Source organism: Pseudomonas sp. LBUM1674 (assembly GCF_059695635.1).
This window is the reverse complement of the sequence record NZ_CP166779.1, coordinates 3,861,078-3,880,254: the sequence shown is the minus strand read 5'-3', so window position 1 is coordinate 3,880,254 and position 19,177 is coordinate 3,861,078. Positions and strand designations below refer to the sequence as shown.

The 19,177-nt window shown below is 57.3% G+C and carries 23 protein-coding genes, 1 tRNA gene and 4 pseudogenes; 17 read left to right on the top strand and 11 right to left on the bottom strand.

Annotation, left to right across the window (positions count from 1 at the left end; all coding sequences use genetic code 11):
* Positions 1–68: 68 nt before the first annotated feature.
* From ACA067_RS17855 to ACA067_RS17840, 4 genes and pseudogenes are all read right to left on the bottom strand, one after another.
* A pseudogene (locus ACA067_RS17855) lies at positions 69–353 on the bottom strand (peptidylprolyl isomerase); the annotation flags it as partial.
* 103 nt (positions 354–456) lie between these two features.
* Positions 457–1,338: a lipase family alpha/beta hydrolase gene (locus ACA067_RS17850; RefSeq protein WP_497457792.1), complete on the bottom strand. Its 882-nt coding sequence runs from the start codon at positions 1,336–1,338 to the stop codon at positions 457–459.
* 226 nt (positions 1,339–1,564) lie between these two features.
* Positions 1,565–2,638: a 3-deoxy-7-phosphoheptulonate synthase gene (locus tag ACA067_RS17845; protein ID WP_497457791.1), complete on the bottom strand. Its 1,074-nt coding sequence runs from the start codon at positions 2,636–2,638 to the stop codon at positions 1,565–1,567.
* A gap of 337 nt (positions 2,639–2,975) precedes the next feature.
* Positions 2,976–3,104 carry a hypothetical protein gene (locus tag ACA067_RS17840; RefSeq protein ID WP_497457790.1) on the bottom strand — a complete coding sequence of 43 codons (129 nt, stop codon included), beginning with the start codon at positions 3,102–3,104 and terminating at the stop codon, positions 2,976–2,978.
* A 252-nt stretch (positions 3,105–3,356) separates the two neighbouring features.
* Here ACA067_RS17840 and ACA067_RS17835 point away from each other — a divergent pair, with 252 nt between their 5' ends.
* The 6 genes from ACA067_RS17835 to ACA067_RS17810 all read left to right on the top strand — a co-directional run bounded on the left by ACA067_RS17835 (position 3,357) and on the right by ACA067_RS17810 (position 7,652).
* Entirely contained in the window at positions 3,357–3,800 is a 444-nt protein-coding gene (locus ACA067_RS17835) for a GNAT family N-acetyltransferase (RefSeq protein ID WP_497457789.1), read from the top strand.
* Positions 3,801–3,927: 127 nt separating this feature from the next.
* Complete coding sequence (gacA, locus tag ACA067_RS17830) at positions 3,928–4,569, top strand: response regulator transcription factor GacA (RefSeq protein WP_008015884.1); 642 nt, start codon at positions 3,928–3,930, stop codon at positions 4,567–4,569.
* 2 nt (positions 4,570–4,571) lie between these two features.
* Entirely contained in the window at positions 4,572–6,395 is a 1,824-nt protein-coding gene (uvrC, locus tag ACA067_RS17825) for an excinuclease ABC subunit UvrC (RefSeq protein WP_497457788.1), read from the top strand.
* Between the two features lie 32 nt (positions 6,396–6,427).
* Entirely contained in the window at positions 6,428–6,988 is a 561-nt protein-coding gene (gene pgsA / locus ACA067_RS17820; RefSeq protein WP_128872701.1) for a CDP-diacylglycerol--glycerol-3-phosphate 3-phosphatidyltransferase, read from the top strand.
* 63 nt (positions 6,989–7,051) lie between these two features.
* Positions 7,052–7,127 (top strand) — tRNA-Gly (locus ACA067_RS17815).
* Between the two features lie 225 nt (positions 7,128–7,352).
* The gene (locus ACA067_RS17810) at positions 7,353–7,652 is read left to right on the top strand and encodes an Arm DNA-binding domain-containing protein (protein WP_497457787.1); all 300 of its coding nucleotides are present in this window, start codon (positions 7,353–7,355) and stop codon (positions 7,650–7,652) included.
* 206 nt (positions 7,653–7,858) lie between these two features.
* Here ACA067_RS17810 and ACA067_RS17805 read toward each other — a convergent pair whose 3' ends face one another.
* The 3 genes and pseudogenes from ACA067_RS17805 to ACA067_RS17795 all read right to left on the bottom strand — a co-directional run.
* Positions 7,859–8,215: a type II toxin-antitoxin system RelE/ParE family toxin gene (locus ACA067_RS17805; protein ID WP_497457786.1), complete on the bottom strand. Its 357-nt coding sequence runs from the start codon at positions 8,213–8,215 to the stop codon at positions 7,859–7,861.
* A 2-nt stretch (positions 8,216–8,217) separates the two neighbouring features.
* Positions 8,218–8,508 carry a type II toxin-antitoxin system ParD family antitoxin gene (locus tag ACA067_RS17800; RefSeq protein ID WP_497457785.1) on the bottom strand — a complete coding sequence of 97 codons (291 nt, stop codon included), beginning with the start codon at positions 8,506–8,508 and terminating at the stop codon, positions 8,218–8,220.
* Positions 8,509–8,724: 216 nt separating this feature from the next.
* A pseudogene (locus tag ACA067_RS17795) lies at positions 8,725–8,931 on the bottom strand (hypothetical protein); the annotation flags it as partial.
* A gap of 118 nt (positions 8,932–9,049) precedes the next feature.
* Here ACA067_RS17795 and ACA067_RS17790 point away from each other — a divergent pair.
* From ACA067_RS17790 to arsJ, 9 genes are all read left to right on the top strand, one after another.
* The gene (locus ACA067_RS17790) at positions 9,050–9,370 is read left to right on the top strand and encodes a hypothetical protein (RefSeq protein ID WP_497457784.1); all 321 of its coding nucleotides are present in this window, start codon (positions 9,050–9,052) and stop codon (positions 9,368–9,370) included.
* Between the two features lie 673 nt (positions 9,371–10,043).
* Positions 10,044–10,457 (top strand): arsenate reductase ArsC, encoded by a 414-nt coding sequence (locus ACA067_RS17785; RefSeq protein ID WP_497457783.1) that lies wholly within the window; start codon positions 10,044–10,046, stop codon positions 10,455–10,457.
* Positions 10,458–10,465: 8 nt separating this feature from the next.
* A complete protein-coding gene (locus ACA067_RS17780) occupies positions 10,466–10,837 on the top strand; it encodes a metalloregulator ArsR/SmtB family transcription factor (RefSeq protein ID WP_497457782.1) in 372 nt (123 codons plus the stop codon).
* Between the two features lie 27 nt (positions 10,838–10,864).
* Positions 10,865–11,335, top strand: a complete 471-nt coding sequence (locus tag ACA067_RS17775) for an arsenate reductase ArsC (RefSeq protein WP_497457781.1) — start codon at positions 10,865–10,867, stop codon at positions 11,333–11,335.
* Positions 11,336–11,352: 17 nt separating this feature from the next.
* Positions 11,353–12,426, top strand: a complete 1,074-nt coding sequence (gene arsB / locus ACA067_RS17770) for an ACR3 family arsenite efflux transporter (RefSeq protein ID WP_497457780.1) — start codon at positions 11,353–11,355, stop codon at positions 12,424–12,426.
* Positions 12,419–13,135 carry an arsenical resistance protein ArsH gene (gene arsH, locus ACA067_RS17765; protein ID WP_497457779.1) on the top strand — a complete coding sequence of 239 codons (717 nt, stop codon included), beginning with the start codon at positions 12,419–12,421 and terminating at the stop codon, positions 13,133–13,135. Before arsB ends, arsH begins: the two co-directional genes overlap by 8 nt.
* A gap of 12 nt (positions 13,136–13,147) precedes the next feature.
* A complete protein-coding gene (locus ACA067_RS17760; protein ID WP_497457778.1) occupies positions 13,148–13,660 on the top strand; it encodes a cyclin-dependent kinase inhibitor 3 family protein in 513 nt (170 codons plus the stop codon).
* Positions 13,661–13,683: 23 nt separating this feature from the next.
* The gene (locus ACA067_RS17755; RefSeq protein WP_497457777.1) at positions 13,684–14,688 is read left to right on the top strand and encodes an ArsJ-associated glyceraldehyde-3-phosphate dehydrogenase; all 1,005 of its coding nucleotides are present in this window, start codon (positions 13,684–13,686) and stop codon (positions 14,686–14,688) included.
* 9 nt (positions 14,689–14,697) lie between these two features.
* Positions 14,698–15,915: an organoarsenical effux MFS transporter ArsJ gene (gene arsJ, locus ACA067_RS17750; RefSeq protein ID WP_497457776.1), complete on the top strand. Its 1,218-nt coding sequence runs from the start codon at positions 14,698–14,700 to the stop codon at positions 15,913–15,915.
* Between the two features lie 53 nt (positions 15,916–15,968).
* Here arsJ and copD read toward each other — a convergent pair whose 3' ends face one another.
* The 4 genes and pseudogenes from copD to ACA067_RS17730 form a co-directional block, all read right to left on the bottom strand.
* Complete coding sequence (gene copD / locus ACA067_RS17745) at positions 15,969–16,904, bottom strand: copper homeostasis membrane protein CopD (protein ID WP_497457775.1); 936 nt, start codon at positions 16,902–16,904, stop codon at positions 15,969–15,971.
* A 3-nt stretch (positions 16,905–16,907) separates the two neighbouring features.
* The gene (gene copC / locus ACA067_RS17740) at positions 16,908–17,291 is read right to left on the bottom strand and encodes a copper homeostasis periplasmic binding protein CopC (protein ID WP_497457774.1); all 384 of its coding nucleotides are present in this window, start codon (positions 17,289–17,291) and stop codon (positions 16,908–16,910) included.
* A gap of 59 nt (positions 17,292–17,350) precedes the next feature.
* Positions 17,351–17,818, bottom strand: a pseudogene (locus ACA067_RS17735) (copper resistance protein B); the annotation flags it as partial.
* 76 nt (positions 17,819–17,894) lie between these two features.
* A pseudogene (locus ACA067_RS17730) lies at positions 17,895–18,212 on the bottom strand (hypothetical protein); the annotation flags it as partial.
* On the opposite strand from ACA067_RS17730, the gene ACA067_RS17725 reads away from it, so the two are divergent.
* Together ACA067_RS17725 and ACA067_RS17720 are read left to right on the top strand one after the other, a co-directional pair.
* Complete coding sequence (locus ACA067_RS17725; protein ID WP_497457773.1) at positions 18,178–18,438, top strand: hypothetical protein; 261 nt, start codon at positions 18,178–18,180, stop codon at positions 18,436–18,438. The pseudogene ACA067_RS17730 and the gene ACA067_RS17725 sit on opposite strands and share 35 nt — an antisense overlap.
* A gap of 132 nt (positions 18,439–18,570) precedes the next feature.
* On the top strand, positions 18,571–19,107 hold the full coding sequence (locus ACA067_RS17720; RefSeq protein ID WP_497462796.1) for a hypothetical protein: 537 nt from the start codon (positions 18,571–18,573) through the stop codon (positions 19,105–19,107).
* Positions 19,108–19,177 lie beyond the last annotated feature (70 nt).

Here is a 19,177-nt window from a genome sequence, read left to right as displayed (position 1 = left end):
TATCACATAACCGAAACACAACGGCCCGCCAAAAGGCGGGCCGCTGCACAGGTAACTTCGCGAATCGATCAGTCCTGACGACTGGTCACTTCCAGCAAGTGGTAACCGAACTGAGTCTTGACCGGACCCTGCACCACGTTGATCGGTGCGCTGAAGACCACGGTGTCGAATTCCTTGACCATTTGACCCGGACCGAACGAACCCAGGTCACCGCCCTGGCGGCTCGAAGGGCAAGTGGAGTTGGCCTTGGCGACTTCGGCGAAATCAGCGCCACCCTCGATTTGGGCTTTGAGTTCATTGCACTTGGCTTCGCTGGCAACCAGGATGTGACGTGCAGTGGCTTTAGGCATGGGAAATTCCTCCTTTCAATGTTCAGTAAAGTGCTGAGCCTACCGGATTCAGTGCTCTATTTCTTCTCAAAGTTCCCTTCGTGGCTGCCCGGTAACGGGGCATTCCTCACAAGCCGACCTTTTTCAAGCGTTCGGCATGCTCTATATAAAGGTCGACCGGGTCGATGCCTTTGCGGATCTGACCGGCCATCTGACTGATGCTGTCGAAGTGATCCAGCGGATAGTCGGAGCGGATCACGGTGCCCAGATGAGAGCTGTAGCGCCCGACCAGGCCGTCGTTCTGCCTGGCCTCGGTGGTGAAATAACGGGAGAAGGCCCGGCAAAATCCGTGCAGCGGGTCGAATGCATTGCGCCCTTTATCGAGGAGGCTCCCTTGCAGCGTGCCGCTCCAGGAGTAGTAGCGAACACCGTTGACCAGTTCACGGCCCTTGCCACCCCATGTGTGCGGCAGCCCTTGGGGGTATTTTTGATTGAATATGCCCACGCCCTCGGTGGTCAGCGCATTCAGCGCGGCAATGGCGTTTTTCGGCAGCTGGCGGTTGCCACTGAGTAACGATAGAAAGTCTGTGAACAAGGTGGCGACTGCCTCGGCGACCTGCTCTGACAGGCGTCCGGGCGTCAGGGCCTTGCGCAGGACGTCGGCCAGCTCCGAACCGTGATTCGGTCCGCTGACGGAGGTCACCGACGCGACGGCCCTGGGTGCAATCGCTGCCGCATAACGCGCGGCCAGCGCGCCCTGGCTGTGACCAATGAGGTTGACCTTGTTCGCACCGGTACCTTCCAGCACCCGCTCGATCTGCGCCAGAAGCTGGTCACCGCGTACTTCGTTGCTATGGCTGGCCGACAGGTGTGGGACAAACACTCGGACGCCGGCGTTTCTGAGGGCTTGCTTGATGTCATGGAAGAGCTCGAACCGGCCGATGCGATCGAAACCGAAAAGCCCATGGACCAGCAGAATCGGGTAGCGAGTCGTTGCATTCCGTTGCATTGTTCATACCTTTTTCACAGGAGGTTGTGGGAGGCTTGAGCCTCACTCTAAAGCACTCCAGCGCGGGTGCGATGTATGAAAAGGCCGCGGTAGCCTGATGAAAACGGAATAGGAAAAGTACGAAAGCTCGAAGGGTATGAGTTCTTTGTCGGAAGGTCTGGACAGCCTTTCGCCGGAGGCAGTGCACAGGTGTGCGATGGCCCGCCTCCGGAGTGTCATTTGTCTGTCAGTCGCGCTGAGCCCGCAACCGGCTCGCCGCCTGGCGCAACAAGTCTTCGGTCCCGGTCCAGCCGAGGCAGCCGTCGGTGACCGATACCCCGTACCGCAGCGCCGGGCTCAACGCTTGGCAGCCTTCGAACAAATGGCTCTCGATCATCATGCCGATCAGCGATCGATCACCTTGCAGGCGTTGCTCAAGCACGTCGTTGAACACCGCCGGCTGCCGCAACGGGTCTTTGCCACTGTTGGCATGGCTACAGTCGACCATGATTCGCGCCGGAATTTTCAGCCTGGTCAAATCGCTGTGCACCTGGGCGACGCTCTCGCGGTCGTAGTTCGGTCCGCGATGGCCGCCGCGCAGAACCAGGTGAGTGTCCTGATTGCCAGGGGTCTGGATGATTGCAGGATGCCCCTGACTGTCGACACCGAAATGACGATGGGGATGGGCGGCCGAGCGCATGGCGTCGCTGGCAACGGTCACGCCACCATCGGTGCCGTTCTTGAAACCGACCGGCATGCCCAGGCCGCTGGCCATTTCCCTGTGGATCTGCGATTCGGTGGTGCGGGCGCCGATCGCCACCCAGCTGAGCAGGTCGTCGAAGTAACCGGCAGCCATCGGTTGCAGCAGTTCGGTGGCAATCGGCAAGCCCAGCTGGAGCATGTCACGCATCAGCTCGCGAGACAGGGTCAGGCCGCCCGCCATGTCGTCGCTGCCATCCAGGTGCGGATCGTAGGCCAGGCCTTTCCAGCCGATTGTGGTGCGCGGTTTTTCGACATAGGCGCGCATCACCAGGAGCATGTCATCGCTGACTTCGGTGGCCAGGCGAGCAAGGTTAGTGGCGTATTCGAGGGCAGACCGGGGGTCGTGAATCGAACAAGGGCCGACGATGACCAGCAGGCGGGCGTCTTCGCCATTGAGGATCGCGCGAACCGCCTGGCGGTGGGCAGCGACTTGTTGGGTCAGGGCGTTGGTGAGCGGCAGTTGCTGCTTGAGTTGCAATGAGCTGGGCAGGCGCAGGGTCAGCGCTTCATTGGCAGGGCTCAGGGTGGACAGCGGTAGAGCGGAGACGGACGAGTTCATGTTCAGGCTTCCTGGGCAGGTGGCGGGTTCGGTCCCGCGCACTCGGCCCTACTGGGGTGTTCGACAATTGGCCGGATTGGCTGCGTGTGTGTGCTTGCCACCTGTGGGTGACCGATCGGAGGCGGCAGGCTGTCCCGAGCGGAGGCTGCTAAATCGCCAGGCGGTAAAACTGTCGTAACGGTAATAAGTGGCGTAGTTCATTTCTAAATCCTCTAGTTGTCGGGTGTGTCACTAAAAATGTGCAGGGCTGAAAAAAACAAAACCCCCGGTCGGGAGGCCGACCGGGGGTTGAGAATTCTCTGGTGGCGACCCGTTCAAAGTGGGCGCCGTGTGGGTATCAGGCGCGCCAGTGGCTAAACCAATACCCAAAATAAAAGCTGACCGAAGCACAGACGTCATTCACCCGGGCAGCCGCGACCGAGCGCAGGGCGCTGGCGGTCTGAAGCGGTGAGAGGGTGTTGATCATGGTCTGTCTCCGATGAATGCACCGAGCTTACTAGAGGCCGGTAGGCAGTTTCAATCAGAAAATGCTATCGGACGCCGAGGGTGTTTTCTATCGCTTGAGTGCGCCGGAGGTTGTGACACACTTGACACTTGGACAAACCCCACGTCATCGAGTCGGCAGGATGCCGTGCAATCCTGGCGTCGGACCGCGTGGTCATTGCCCAGTGCAATGCAATGGCCAGCAGCAGAAAACAGTGGCGGTCGCGGAGGCTTGATGGCATTGGAATTACGCCCGGCGACGCTCCGGGACCTCGACTTCGCTCGAAAGCTGACCTGCGACAACATGCTGCGCTATTACATTCAGCATAATCTGTTGTGGCTGGACGAAGGTTTCGATATCGGCTGGGCCGGGCGCGAGAACTGGTTGATCGTGGAGGGCGAGACCTTGCTCGGTTACGTCAGCCTGAGTCGGGACGCCAGGGACCTGTACATCCGCGAATTGCACGTCATCAAAGCGTTTCAAGGGCAGGGCGCCGGCTCCTGGGTGATCGATCGAGTGTTGGCCATGGCGTGCCGGGAACGACGCCGGGCGTTGCGTCTGACGGTTTTTCAAAACAATCCCGCGCGAGCTTTATATGAGAGAAAGGGACTGGCAGTCGTTGGCACGGACGGGTGTTTCCTGAGAATGCAGCGCGAGATCGATGGGGTGCATGGCTAAGACACGTATACGGCAAGCCTTTCAAGAACTATTGATACTTTTTATATAGCGCGTGCCGCTAGGTCTGCCAGTCGCTTTTTGCTAAGGTGTCGAGCAACCCAATAAGACCATATCGCGAGGTGTCTGCTTGATTAGGGTGCTAGTAGTCGATGACCATGATCTCGTTCGTACAGGCATTACACGAATGCTGGCTGACATCGATGGCCTGCAAGTGGTCGGCCAGGCTGAATCAGGTGAAGAATCCCTGCTCAAGGCGCGTGAGTTGAAACCCGATGTGGTACTGATGGACGTCAAGATGCCGGGAATCGGCGGTCTTGAAGCCACGCGCAAATTATTGCGCAGTCATCCGGACATCAAGGTCGTCGCGGTCACCGTGTGCGAAGAAGATCCGTTTCCTACAAGGTTGTTGCAGGCCGGTGCCGCGGGTTACCTGACCAAGGGTGCCGGGTTGCCGGAAATGGTCCAGGCGATTCGCCTGGTGTTTGCCGGGCAACGCTACATCAGCCCGCAGATTGCCCAGCAACTGGCGATCAAGTCGTTCCAGCCGACCAACGATTCACCCTTCGATGCGCTGTCGGAACGGGAGATCCAGATCGCGCTGATGATTGTCGGCTGTCAGAAAGTCCAGATCATTTCCGACAAGCTGTGCCTGTCGCCAAAAACCGTGAATACCTACCGTTACCGCATTTTCGAAAAGCTTTCGATCAGCAGTGATGTCGAGTTGACGCTGTTGGCGGTTCGTCACGGCATGGTCGATGCCAGCCTCTGAAAATGACTGAAGCCTTTGATCCAGGTGCCTTTCTGTCGACAGTCAGTGGGCGCCCCGGTGTGTATCGCATGTTCGACAGCGATGCGCGCCTGCTCTACGTCGGCAAGGCCAAGAACCTCAAGAGTCGTCTGTCGAGCTACTTCCGCAAGTCCGGGCTCGCCCCCAAGACCGCGGCCCTGGTGGCGCGTATCGCCCAGGTCGAAACGACGATCACGGCCAATGAAACCGAAGCCCTGTTGCTTGAGCAGACGCTGATCAAGGAGTGGCGGCCGCCCTACAACATTCTGCTGCGCGACGACAAATCCTACCCCTACGTCTTTCTCTCGGATGGCCCGTTCCCGCGCCTGAGCATCCATCGCGGTGCGAAGAAGGCCAAGGGTAAGTACTTTGGTCCTTATCCCAGCGCCGGGGCGATTCGTGAAAGCCTGAGCCTGCTGCAGAAGACCTTTTTCGTGCGCCAGTGCGAGGACAGCTATTACAAGAACCGCACGCGGCCGTGCCTGCAATACCAGATCAAACGCTGCAAGGCACCCTGCGTCGGCCTGGTGGAGCCCGAGGTCTACGCCGAAGACGTACGGCACTCGGTGATGTTCCTCGAGGGACGCAGCAATGCGCTGACGGACGAATTGTCCGCGGCCATGGAAGAGGCGGCAATCAACCTCGAATTCGAGCGGGCCGCCGAGTTGCGCGACCAGATCTCGTTGCTGCGCCGGGTCCAGGATCAGCAGAGCATGGAAGGCGGCACGGGGGATGTCGACGTGATCGCGGCGTTCGTCAATCCGGGCGGTGCCTGCGTGCACTTGATCAGCGTGCGCGGCGGGCGGGTGCTGGGGAGCAAGAACTTCTTCCCGCAGGTGGGTATCGAAGAAGACGTGTCCGAAGTCATGGCGGCGTTTCTCGGCCAATACTACGTCAGCAGCCCCGAACGCGACTTGCCGAGCGAGCTGATCGTTAATGTGGTTCACGAAGACTTCCCGACCCTGATCGCGGCCATCGACAAGCTGCGCGGTCGCGAACTGACCATCAGCCACAGGGTTCGTGGCACCCGGGCACGCTGGCAGCAATTGGCGGTCACCAATGCCGAGCAGGCCCTGGGCGCTCGGCTGGCCAACCGGCAACATGTTGCAGCACGTTTCGATGCCTTGGCAGAAGTGCTGAACCTCGACGAGCCACCACAGCGTCTGGAGTGTTACGACATCAGTCACTCCAGCGGCGAAGCGACCGTGGCCTCCTGCGTGGTGTTCGGCCCGGAAGGCCCGATCAAGTCCGACTACCGACGCTACAACATCGAAGGCGTCACCCCCGGCGACGACTACGCCGCGATGCACCAGGCCCTGACCCGACGCTTCAGCAAACTGAAGGACGGGGAGGGCAAGCTGCCGGACATTCTGCTGGTGGACGGCGGCAAGGGCCAGCTGTCCATGGCCCGGGACGTGCTCAATGAACTGGCGGTGCCCGACCTGATCCTGCTGGGCGTGGCCAAGGGCGCCACACGCAAGGCCGGTTTCGAAACTTTGTACCTGAATGATGCCGCCCACGAATTCACCTTGCGCGGCGATTCCCCCGCGCTGCATTTGATCCAGCAGATACGCGACGAAGCCCACCGTTTCGCGATTACCGGGCACCGTGCCCGTCGTGGCAAAACCCGCCGTACGTCTACGCTTGAGGGCGTCGCGGGCGTCGGCCCGACACGTCGGCGCGATTTGTTGAAACATTTTGGTGGATTGCAGGAGCTGTCTCGTGCCAGCATCGAAGAGATCGCCAAAGCACCCGGGATCAGTAAAAAGCTCGCAGAGTTGATTTATGCAAATCTGCACAGCGAGTAGAATGCCACCTCACCTCGTAGCCAGTTGTGCCGATGAATATCCCTAATCTGATTACCGTTCTACGCGTCCTGCTCATTCCGATCTTTATTTTGCTGTTCTACCTGCCTTACCACTGGAGCTACCTGGCATCCGCCTCGGTGTTCGCCTTTGCTGCCGCCACAGACTGGCTGGACGGGTACCTGGCCCGCCGTCTGGAGCAAAGCACGCCATTCGGGGCGTTCCTCGATCCGGTGGCCGACAAGCTGATGGTCGCCGTGGCGCTGGTACTGTTGGTGCAGGAACACGGCAACCTGTGGCTCACGCTGCCGGCCGCCGTCATCATCGGTCGCGAGATCGTGGTCTCGGCGCTGCGCGAGTGGATGGCCGAACTCGGCGCCCGGGCCCACGTCGCAGTGTCGAACCTGGGCAAATGGAAAACCGCCGCGCAAATGCTGGCGCTGGTGATCCTGCTGGCCAACCCGTCGGACTTCACGTTCTGGGTCCTGTTCGGTTACGCTTTGCTGCTGGTCTCCGCCGGCCTGACGTTGTGGTCCATGATCCAGTACCTGCGGGCTGCCTGGCCGCATCTGAAGACCGATGCAGAAAAGAAATAAAACTTTTTTGAATCAAAGGCTTGACGGCGCTTCTGGATTCTATAGAATGCGCCACACCAAGACGCGGGAATAGCTCAGTTGGTAGAGCACGACCTTGCCAAGGTCGGGGTCGCGAGTTCGAGTCTCGTTTCCCGCTCCAATTATTGTTCTACAGGCTTCTATTGAAATCTGTAGAGACTGAAAAAAAGAGGCTTCGGCCTCTTTTTTTTGTTCCAGTAAGTTCCCCTTGAGATCACTAGAAGCCACGTTTTTTTAGTACATTTTTTAGTACATTAATCCGGCGCCTGGTAGATCACTTTTTCGTGAGACTCGCCCCCCTGGAAACCGTACAAATCTCCCATCCAAACGAGACGGAGATTGTACGATGGCCCTCACCGATACCGCGGTCCGGCACGCCAAGCCCCGTGCCAAGGACTACACCTTCCCCGACTACAACGGCCTCGCCCTTTTCGTGAGTACGAAAGGCGCCAAGCGCTGGCACTTCCGCTTTTCCTGGGTGGATAAGCAACACCGTATTTCGCTCGGCACCGATCCTGAAGTTAGCCTACGAGATGCTCGCGCTCTGCGTGATGTTGCGAGGACGTTGGTCGCCGGGGGCATCGATCCGCGCGTCCATCGACGGCTGGAGCGGAATGCTAGGCGCCTGGCCACGGAAAACGTCTAAGAAACGGTCTTTCAGCATTGAAAGTGGTGTGCAAAGTTGAACATCGTGGTACTGGTCGTGGGACTCGATAGTCTTGGACCCAGAACCTCCCGCTTCAACTGGCCGCCGGTTCGGCTGACAGCGAGGGCGCTCAGGTTGAGATGTAGAGGGGGGGCGCCTTACCTTCGCTGCTCATGGCCAGTTAAGCCTTTGGGCCAGGTCGGTGATCAGTCGTTGGGCAGGTGCAGTTGCACTTCCATGGCGTCATGAAAGAGTCGGACGACCTCGATCACGTCGTCGTTTGCCACACGATAGAACACGATATGGCGTGGGCTTTTGACTGTCCCATGGGGGTGATTGGCCTGCTGGCGTGAATAGATGAGGTGATAGCTGCGAAGGCCCGGTGCAAGCTCATCGCGTTCGTGGCTGCCGATGCGATAAGGCGGGCCGGCAATAGCTTGCAGCGCCGCGAGGATCAGCGCCTGATACCGCTGGCGTGCTTGATCGCCGAACTGCGTCTGGGAGAGCCTGAGGATGTCGACAATGTCGGCGCGCGCCGCGTTGGAAATCCGATACTGCGGCATGCTCAGTGTTTCTCTCTCGCGGGGATGGTTGCCTCCAGGCTCAAGCCCTCGAGGTAGTGCTCCAGATCCCCTTCGTTCAACTGAGTAAAGCGCCGGTGCTCAAGATCCATTATGCCGATCGAGGTCGCCTGACGCAGGGCCTCAATTTTGGCGGTGTCTTCGGCGACGCGCTGTTCCAATAGACGCAAACCTTCTCGCATCACTTCGCTGGCATTTTGATAACGGCCGGACTGAACCAGGTCATGGATAACCTGTTCCTGGTGAGGGGTGAGCACAACGTTTCGCGTCGCCATAATTAGCTCCAGCTCTGAGCAAACAGGTTTCTTTCGATCATTGGCATATTATGCCATTTTACCCGCGAGCACATAGTTTGGGATTTGTATCTGACGAAATGTGTAGTACGGGGGTCATCCTTCGCGCCGAACAGCGCGTGCTGACCCGGACTGCATGCGCACAAAGTCCAAAAAGGCTGTTGCAGGCGGACGTTGGGGGCAGCTTGATTGGTGTGGGCCTTGGGCCGTCAGCTTGGCCAAGCCCTGTTTGATGTGTCCGGCGTTCTCACCGATCGTGTGAAGCGCGCCGCGGACATTGTCGCCAGCCTCGGCATGGCCTTGGCTCTCAATCAATAAGGTCAGCTCCATCAGCGCAGCCTCCAGGGCGAGTTGGTTGTGATGCAGGCGTTCAAGAACATCGGGGAGAGAGTATTCAGTGGGCATCGTTTCGACTCCGATCGAGGAATCGAAAGCGTAGCAGCGGGGGAGGTCAGACAACCAAAGGCCCGCGGGCGGTGGGTCGTCGATTTGGCTGGGGCATTTTGATGGGATTGTGGCGCGAGTGACCGCATTCGACCCAAACTCTCTTGAGCGCATTCTAGGTGGTGGTGCGAATGACCTATTGGAGGAGAGCGGAAAGCTCGGCCTGAAGATTCGCCAGTTGCTGAATGACGGCGTGATCGAGCTGTTCAAAAACGTCGCTATCGATCAGGTTATAGGCAAGCGCCAAGGGTTGGTCGTGACGGCGAGAGAGCAGATACTTCCACCTGTGGACGAGATCATTGTGGCGACTGGATTCCGCCCTGACCTGAGCCTGCTCGCCGAGTTGCGTATCGCACTTGATCCCGCAACAAAGCGCAGTGTTGCTTGCTCCGATGATTGATCCCAACGAACACAGCTGCGGTACGGTCAGGCCCCATGGTGCGGTAGAGCTGGCCTGAGGAAGGCTTGCTCATTATGGGGATGAAGAGCTATGGCCGCGCGCCAACGTTCTTGTTGATGACGGGGTATGAGCAGGTACGGTCTGTTGTCGCGGCATTGGCGGGCGACTGGGATGCGGCCAAAAGGGTTGAGCTGGACCTCCCGGAGACTGGCATTTGCAACTCGGATTTCGATGAAGTCGATGATTGCTTGAAGGCTTCGGCAAGTCAGGCGTCTTGTTGCGGCACTGGAGGGACAATTCCTGAGGTCGCACCTCGTACCTCGCCGGGTTGTTGCAAGGCTTAGTGCGCAGCAACCGAGCCCGCCCTCGATGACCGGGGCGGGTTAGGGGCGACCTTCTTATTTTCTTCTACATGTCCAGGTAGTCCTTGAACCAAGGATCGACCTATCTTTGCGTGAGTGACAGTTTCATTACAAAAACCATATATGCACCGCTGCAGATATTTGAAGAGGCCCGGAAGACGATTTACCTGCCTAACGCCGTAATACAGAGCTTTCATTGAGGGTGGCCGGCGGAATTCAATCGTTTTGATGGATTAATATGTCGTTGGCTCTTTACCTTATATGCGGGAAAACATATATTTGTTAAACCGTATATGAGCTGAGATTTCACAATGACCAGCAAAGCCCGTGTCCTGTTCGTTTGTACCGCCAACGCTGCCCGCTCACAGTTGGCCCAAGCGCTGCTGAGGCATACCGACTCGGAGCATTTCGAGGCGTTCAGCGCCGGCACAACTCCGACTCAGGTAGATCCGCGCACCTTCGAGGCGCTTTCACACATCGGTGTGAGCACTGAAGGATTACGTAGTAAGTCGGTAGACGAGTTCCGTGGTGAGCGTTTCGATTACGTCATCACCTTGTGTGATAAAGCCGCAGCGGAATGCCTGTCTTTACCTGGATCAGGTGAAGCATTGGCCTGGAGTTTTGAGGACCCGGTCACCAGCACCAAACCCGATGCCTTCCGCCACACCCTTCACGAAATTCATGAGCGCATCAAGATGTTCGTCTTGGTCAAAAACAAACACTGAGAAACGATATGGCTGACCATCTGACACCGACCACTGTTTTCAAATGCCTGGCTGACGACACTCGGGTCCGCACGATGATGCTCATCACCCGTGAAGGAGAGCTTTGTGTTTGCGAGCTGACCTGCGCGTTGAACGAGAGTCAGCCAAAAGTATCCAGACACCTCGCGCAGCTGCGCAGCTGCGGCCTGTTGTCGGATCGTCGGCAAGGCCAATGGGTGTATTACCGGCTGCACCCAAACCTCCCAGATTGGGTCCATCAAGTGCTGACCACTACTCTCGAAAGCAACAAGCATTGGTTGAGCCCTGAATCCAAACGCCTCGATGAAATGGGCGACCGTCCTGAAAGGGCGCTGGCCTGCTGTGAAAGCAAAATCGCCTGATTCCGCCTTCGACTACGAGACCGCTCGATGAAAATCCTGTTTCTCTGCACTGCCAATAGCTGCCGCAGCATCCTTTGTGAAGCGGTCTTCAACCACTTGGCACAGGGAGGCATGAAAGCCTACAGCGCTGGCAGTCAACCCAAAGGGGAAGTGCATCCGCTGAGTCTCAAAACGTTGAAGAAGGCTGGTATTTCGACAGCCGGATTGTTCAGTAAGTCCAGCGATGTCCATGTGAAGCTGGCAACTGATTTCGTCATTACGGTGTGCGACAAGGCTGCGGGTGAGGCCTGCCCGGTATTTTTTGGACCCGCCACCAAAGCCCACTGGGGTCTGGCTGACCCTTCGGAATACCACGGGACTCAAGAAGAGATCGAGGCGGCTTTTGAAGCCACCTTGGAGCAGATCAAAACCCGTATTGAAGCTTTCTTGGCTTTACCGCTTGCCCGACTGAGTGCCGTACAGCTCAAGGCAGAGCTGGCCCTGATTGGCACGCTGTAACCATAGGAGCAATGATCATGAGTAAAAGCCGCCTCTCCTTTCTAGACCGTTACCTGACGCTGTGGATTTTTCTCGCCATGGCCCTGGGTATCGGTTTGGGGAGCCTGTTCGAAGGCTGGCCGCAGTGGCTCAACAGTCTTTCTGTGGGCACAACCAACGTCCCCCTCGCTATCGGCTTGATCGTGATGATGTATCCGCCTCTGGCCAAGGTTCGTTATGAGGAACTGCCGGAAGTCTTCAAGGACAAGCGCATCCTTGTTTTGTCTTTGGTGCAAAACTGGGTCATCGGACCGGTATTAATGTTTGCGTTGGCGATCATCTTCCTGCGGGACCAGCCGGAGTACATGACGGGCCTGATCCTGATCGGCTTGGCTCGTTGCATCGCGATGGTGCTGGTCTGGAATCAGATCGCGGGTGGCAACAATCAGTACGTCGCCGGATTGGTGGCGTTCAACAGCATCTTCCAGATTTTGTTTTTCAGCCTTTATGCCTGGGTCTTCCTTGGGCTGTTGCCGCCGCTGTTTGGGCTGGAAAGCAGTGTGATTGAGACCAGCTTTGTCAGCATTGCCGAGTCGGTACTGATCTACCTGGGTGTGCCATTCCTGGCAGGCTTCCTGACCCGCAAGATTCTCATCGCCCGTAAAGGCGAAGCTTGGTTCCAGGAGCGCTTCATTCCAAAGATCAGCCCGCTGACACTGGTGGCACTACTGTTGACCATCGTGGCCATGTTCAGCCTCAAGGGCGATGTGGTGCTGCAATTGCCATTCGACGTATTGCGCATCGTGATCCCGCTGACGATCTACTTCGTGGTGATGTTTTTCATTAGCTTCTGGATGGGCAAGCTGCTCAAGGCTGACTATCCGCGCACCACCGCACTGGTTTTCACAGCCGCAAGCAACAACTTCGAACTGGCGATTGCCGTGGCCGTCGCCACCTTCGGCCTGGCTTCCCCGGTCGCCTTTGCCACGGTGATTGGCCCATTGGTGGAAGTGCCGGTACTGATTTCCCTGGTCGGTGTGGCCCTCTGGTTGAAACGCCGCTGGTTCGATGAATCCAAGAGCGCCATTGCGCAGGACAAAGACTATGTTTGATGACCACATCCCCCAACTCGATACCGAACTGGTTGATCTCCCATCGACTGACAAGCTGGGCATCGAGAAGACCTCTATCCATAAGCCACGCATTTTGCTGCTGTATGGATCGACCCGTGAGCGCTCTTTCAGTCGCCTGATGGTGGAGGAGGCCGCTCGACTGCTGGAGCACTTAGGGGCCGAGGCGCGGATTTTCAATCCGTCAGGTTTGCCGCTGCCAGATGACGCTCCCGATGATCACCCACGGGTGAAGGAACTGCGCGAGCTGATGCTGTGGTCCGAGGGGCAGGTCTGGTGTTCTCCAGAACGTCACGGTTCCATGAGCGCGGTCTTCAAAGCGCAGATCGACTGGGTGCCACTGGCGATGGGCGCGGTACGCCCGACCCAGGGCAAAACCCTTGCCGTGATGCAGGTATGCGGCGGCTCGCAGTCGTTCAATGTGGTCAATCAGCTGCGAGTGCTGGGACGTTGGATGCGCATGTTCACCATCCCCAACCAATCCTCCGTGCCGAAGGCCTATATGGAATTCGACGATAACGGCCGGATGAAACCTTCTCCGTTCTACGACCGCGTCGTTGATGTGATGGAAGAGTTGGTGAAATTCACGCTGCTGCTTCGCGACCGTCAGGACTATCTGGTCGATCGTTATTCCGAGCGCAAGGAGTCGGCGGAAGAACTCATGAAACGTGTCAATCAGCGCTCCATCTGAGGATTTTTCACTGTGCAACAACACCCATATTCCGTACTGCCCCTGACACAGTTCAATGGCCAATTGATCTTCACCCCGTGCCCAGGCACGAAGGGCACCCGACCTTTCGAGGCGTTGCAAACACTTAGGGATGCAGGTGCATCGGCGTTGCTGACGCTGATGCCGACAGAAGAGTTGTTTCAGAACGAGATCGACCTGCTGCCCGAAGAGTGCCAAATGCTCGGCATCGAGTGGTTTCACCTGCCAGTAGAAGATGATCAAGCGCCTGGCGAAGCATTTAAAGCCGCATGGGAGCAGCACCATCCACGACTCAAGCAGTTACTGACCGAAGGGAAAACCATCGCCATCCATTGCAAGGGCGGCTCGGGCCGTACCGGTTTGGTCGCCGCTCAGCTGTTGATCGAGAGCGGTGTGCCATTCAGCGATGCCATCCGCGATGTTCAGTCGTTGCGTCCGCGTGCCATTCAGCATCCCGCCCATATCGAATACATCGGCCAATTCGACACCCAGTCGAACTCCCACTGACTACAGATACAGAGCACAACAACATGACTATCAAAGTTGGCATCAATGGTTTCGGTCGGATCGGTCGCCTCGCTCTGCGAGCAGCCTGGAGCTGGCCAGAGTTTGAATTTGTGCAGATCAACGATCCGGCAGGTGATGCGGCGACTCATGCACACCTGCTGAACTTCGATTCGGTGCATGGTCGTTGGAATTACCAGGCCGACTCTGAGGGCGACAGCATCGTCATCGACGGCAAACGAATCAAGGTATCCGCCAACAAGGCGATTGCCGACACTGATTGGTCGGGCTGCGATCTGGTGATTGAAGCCAGCGGCAAGATGAAGACCGTCGCTGCGCTTCAGGCTTACCTCGACCAAGGCGTGAAGCGCGTAGTGGTCAGCGCCCCGGTGAAGGAAAAAGGCGCGCTCAACATCGTCATGGGCGTCAATCATCAGCTGTTCAATGCGGCGGAACATCGCATCGTCACGGCGGCGTCATGCACCACCAATTGCCTCGCTCCAGTGGTGAAAGTGATCCACGAAAAGCTGGGCATTCGCCACGGTTCGATCACCACCATTCACGACCTGACCAACACCCAAAGCATCCTCGATCAGCCGCACAAGGATCTGCGCCGTGCGCGTGCTTCAGGCATGAGCCTGATTCCAACCAGTACCGGCTCGGCCACCGCGATCGCGGAAATCTTCCCAGAGCTGCGTGGGCGCCTGAATGGTCACGCGGTACGGGTGCCGCTGGCCAACGCGTCGCTGACTGACTGTGTCTTCGAGGTTGAGCGAGCCACCACTGTCGAAGAGGTGAATCAGTTCCTCAAGGACGCCTCCGAGAACGAGCTGAAAGACATCCTCGGCTTCGAGGAACGTCCACTGGTGTCCATCGACTACCGCACAGATCCACGCTCATCAATCATCGACGCGCTGTCGACCATGGTCATCAACGGCACCCAGGTTAAACTCTATGCCTGGTACGACAACGAATGGGGCTATGCCAACCGCACCGTCGAACTGGCCAGAATGGTCGGTCTGGCAGTCTGAGGAGCGGTCATGAAAACGTTGTCAGCCCTCGCTCCGCAAGTGCGGCAGTACCTGCTCGTGACGGGTAACTACTGGGCCTTCACCCTCACCGACGGCGCCTTGCGCATGTTGGTGGTGCTGCACTTTCACGCGTTGGGCTACAGCCCACTGCAAATCGCGGCGTTGTTTCTGTTCTACGAACTCTTTGGCGTGATCACCAACCTGGTGGGTGGCTACCTCGGCGCCCGGCTGGGGCTGAACCGAACCATGAACATCGGGCTGGGCCTCCAGGTCGCGGCGCTGCTGATGCTGACGGTTCCTGTGGCCTGGCTGACCATCCCTTGGGTGATGGGGGCGCAGGCATTGTCGGGAATTGCCAAAGACCTGAACAAGATGAGCGCGAAAAGCTCCATCAAACTTCTGGTTCCTGATGGGCAGCAGGGCAAGCTCTACCAGTGGGTAGCGATTCTCACCGGCTCGAAGAACGCACTCAAGGGTGTCGGCTTCTTTCTCGGCGGAGCCTTGTTGGCATTGATCGGCTTCAAAGGTGCCTTGCTGGCCATGGCCGGTGTCCTGGCGCTGATCTGGATCAGCAGCTTGATCCTGTTGAAAAAGGACTTGGGCAAAGCCAAAGCCAAGCCAAAGTTTCGCGACATCCTGTCCAAGAGCCGGGCAATCAACATCCTCTCAGCGGCGCGGATGTTTCTGTTCGGCGCCCGCGACGTCTGGTTTGTGGTGGCCTTGCCGGTGTACCTGAACAGCGTGTTCGGTTGGGACTTCTGGAAGGTTGGCGGCTTCCTGGCGGCCTGGGTGATTGGCTACGGCATCGTGCAGTCCTTCGCACCCAACATCACCGGAAAGAAACGAGGGCACGTACCGGATGGTCGAGCGGCGTTTCTGTGGGCACTTGCACTGGCGGGTCTGCCTGCGGCAATCGCTCTCGGGCTGAACACCGGCCTGTCACAGCAGGTTGTTCTGCTCGGCGGATTGATGGTTTTTGGCGTGCTGTTCGCGGTGAATTCCTCGCTGCACAGCTATCTGATCCTGGCCTATGCCAAGGAAGATGGCGTGTCGCTGGATGTGGGTTTTTATTACATGTCTAACGCCATGGGACGCTTGATAGGCACGGTGCTCTCCGGCTGGGTTTATCAGGTGTATGGGCTGGGGGCATGCTTTTGGATATCTAGCGCATTCGTACTGTTTGCAGCTTTGATTTCTACAGCCCTGCCTCGGCACGCAGGTCACTGAAATAACCTCTTGGTCTATCACGGCTGGCACGAGCTTTTACAAATTCGGCAACTCTAATGGGATGCTATCTCCATTTCGGGACTCAAGGTTCCCAACCAAGCCACTAGCCCCACTATCAAAACCGCCGTCGATAATTCAACCAACACGCTGCGCCTTAACGAAATACCTGCCGCCCTATACTGGCCATTCCGTAATGACCTCTCCAAAAGCGGGCTAAGGTGAAACCGGTTCAAGGCGGCCAGCACCAGCATTCCGGCAAAAAGCACTACCTTGATGAACAACAAAGTCCTATAGGCGCTAAGGACTACGTCATCAAACTTTGGGCCCACGATGAACAGGTAGTTCACGACTCCTGTGACCGTGATGACGACTACGATTAAAGCGCCCACCGATTCGAATCGGGTGACGGCCCGGGCCAGCAATCTGATACGCTCTTCGGTTTGCAGCGTGTCAAGCCTTGCCATCCAGGCAAATGCGACTAACGCGCCGAGCCAGGCTCCAGCCGCCATTAAGTGCAGTATGTCCGTTGAAAAATGCCAAAAACGACGACTGCCTTCATCCATCGCTCCATGACCGTTCCACGCAAGACTTGCAAGGGCGATCCCGCCGGCAATAGCTGCAACCAACAAGCTAACGCGAGGCGCACGTTGGTTGAATATCACCGCTAAACCACCAACAACCAACGCGATAATTCGCACGACGCAGGCTAGCCCTACGTCCGTCTCCAAGACCATCATCTCAATATGCGGACGCAGCTCAGCGTAGTCCAACTCCCCGCTCATGGTGCTCGCCATCAGCACCATGCTAGCGACAGACACCAACACACCGAGCGCCGTGGTCCCCGCCAACATAGACTGAAACGGCAACACGGCACCCGACACTCGCTCTCGCCCTTTAAGGCTGTACAAGCCAAAAAGCGCCACGCCAAAGAGCAGCATCAAATCTATGTACAAGCCGAAGCGCAGGGCAATGCTGGCCCAATCGCTCATCAGTTACTTCACTTTGAACGAAACGTTGCCGGTGATCGGATGAGTGTCCGATGACACCGCGCGCCATTCAACTTTATAGCTACCAGCGGGCAAAGGAGAGAGCGGCGTGATAATCATGGTTTTCGGGTCGCTGCCGCCGGAGACTTTGGCCTTCATGGGCATCGGGGGGTGGGCCATACCAGGCATTTCGGTCATGACCAGTTTCGCGCCAGAGAACTGGGTCATGAGGTTTTCGGAGAAGTGCAGTTCGATCTTGCCGGGGGCCGCAACGTCTGCGCCTTCCTCCGGGGTAGATGAGAGCAATTTCGGGTGCGCCTGAGCGAATGTGCTCATGAGCAACCCGGTGGAAAGTGCGATGACACCAGCGATGGTTTTGATCAAGCGCATACAAGGCCTCTCGCCGCGTTGAGCGGTAACTTTTTTGATTGTTAAGTTGACGCGTCGTACTAGAACCACAGCCGAACACCAAGGACGAGACGTGCTTCACTGCGATCCTCGCCGTCGTCCTTGGCATAATCGGCTGTTTTGCCGTATGTGCGGTTCCAGGTCACGCCGATGTAAGGCGCAAACTCCCTGCGGATTTCATAACGCAGGCGTAGGCCCGCTTCAGTGTTAGACAAGCCAGAACCGATGCCTCGTTGCGGGTCGTTTTTGCTGTGAAAATTAAGTTCGGCGGTTGGCTGCAAAATGAGTCGGTTGGTCAGCAGGATGTCGTAGTCGCCTTCCAGTCGCGCGGCGGTTTGGCCACCTTCACCGATAAACGCCGTGGCTTCGGTTTCAAAGTTGTACAGCACCATGCCTTGCACGCCGAACGCCGCCCAGGTTTGCGGGTCGCCGGGTTTGAAGTCCTGCCGAGCGCCGGTTACCAAGTCCCACCACGGGGAGATGGCGTGGCCCCACAGTGCCTGGACTTCCGTCCTCTAAACCCTCGCCCTGCACGTCGTGCTGATCGAGCAATTCATCCTCCTCGTGAACTTCCAGGACTGTGGATGGCTCCAGTTCCAGCACTCGGTTGGGCCACCCTCCGTCAATAAGCATTCACCCTTGGCTGTGCGAACTATCGACTGCGGAGCTTTCAAGAACGAAAGGATTGTTTGTTGGCGCCCTTGCGAGTCAACCAGCAACACCCGGGTGCGGTGCGTGGCGTCCCCTGATCCACAACACAATCCACGCTCATCGCACATTAAGAACGTAGGCTGGTTTAAATTTGCCGACACGGGAACGGATCGTTGCGGCCTTCGGTCAACGGATGAACCACACCTTTTCCTTTTCTGTGAAGAGCATACGGCCATCATTGCAGCGAGTGACCAAGCAGAGTACTTATGACGAGCGCGAAGGCTTTTGGCCCTGGAATTACGTGACCTGCAGGGAGGACATTGAAGGCCAGGAAGTCTGGCGGATCAACGTCAAGGTGAAGCGTGTTGATGAGGTGGTGATTCCGCTTGTAGCGGCTGACCATAACCATGGGCTGGTGCAGGTTGCTGAGCGGGAGCTCGGAGCGCGGATGATGGCGGAGCATTTAGCGCAAGGGTGAAATTGGAAATAAATACCCTTCGGCAGGCGTTAGTGAGTGACCAACGCTGACGTGGGAGATATCCAGTTCAATTCGCGGATTGGGATGGGTGGTAAGCCAGAGCTTCACATACTTGATCAGGATGAGCCCACCTTGCCGAGAATTTTGACTTCCCAGATAAGTGACACCGCACTCAACGAGCGCAATGCGAAGATGTTCGGGTCGCCGAAGGAGCGCTTGGATTTTTATCGTAGAGAGATTCACTACGAAACTAGCATCTTGGCCAATCGAACTGACGCCTATCTGGCATCCCAGTCCTTTTTGGTCATCGCATTTGCCTCTTGTATGGGCAATCTCAACCCAGAGTGGGGCAAGTTGTTCACGCTGGTAGTGCCACCGTTTCTTGCGTTGCTTGGCGTGCTAAGTTTGCTGAATGCTTGGCCAGGTATTCGCGCGGCATACGACATTATTGACCACTGGCATTTCAAGCAGAGCGAGCTATTGCATAGCGAGCCTGTAATAGGGTTGGCGTATGACGACTCGCCTTTATTTTGTGAGCGAGAGTCCACGCACAAGGGGTACCGAAAGGCGTTGCTGTTTTCGGTTCGCACACCTTGGATTTTTGCGACGTTTTGGATATTGCTTGGCATTTGGTCGGTTTATATTCAAATCACAAATCCAGGTGCTTGAGACGTAAACAGAGAGGAAAATCTTTGCTGTTTGGTCGCTGATGACAGGCCGGGCGACCAGCTTTGGCAGA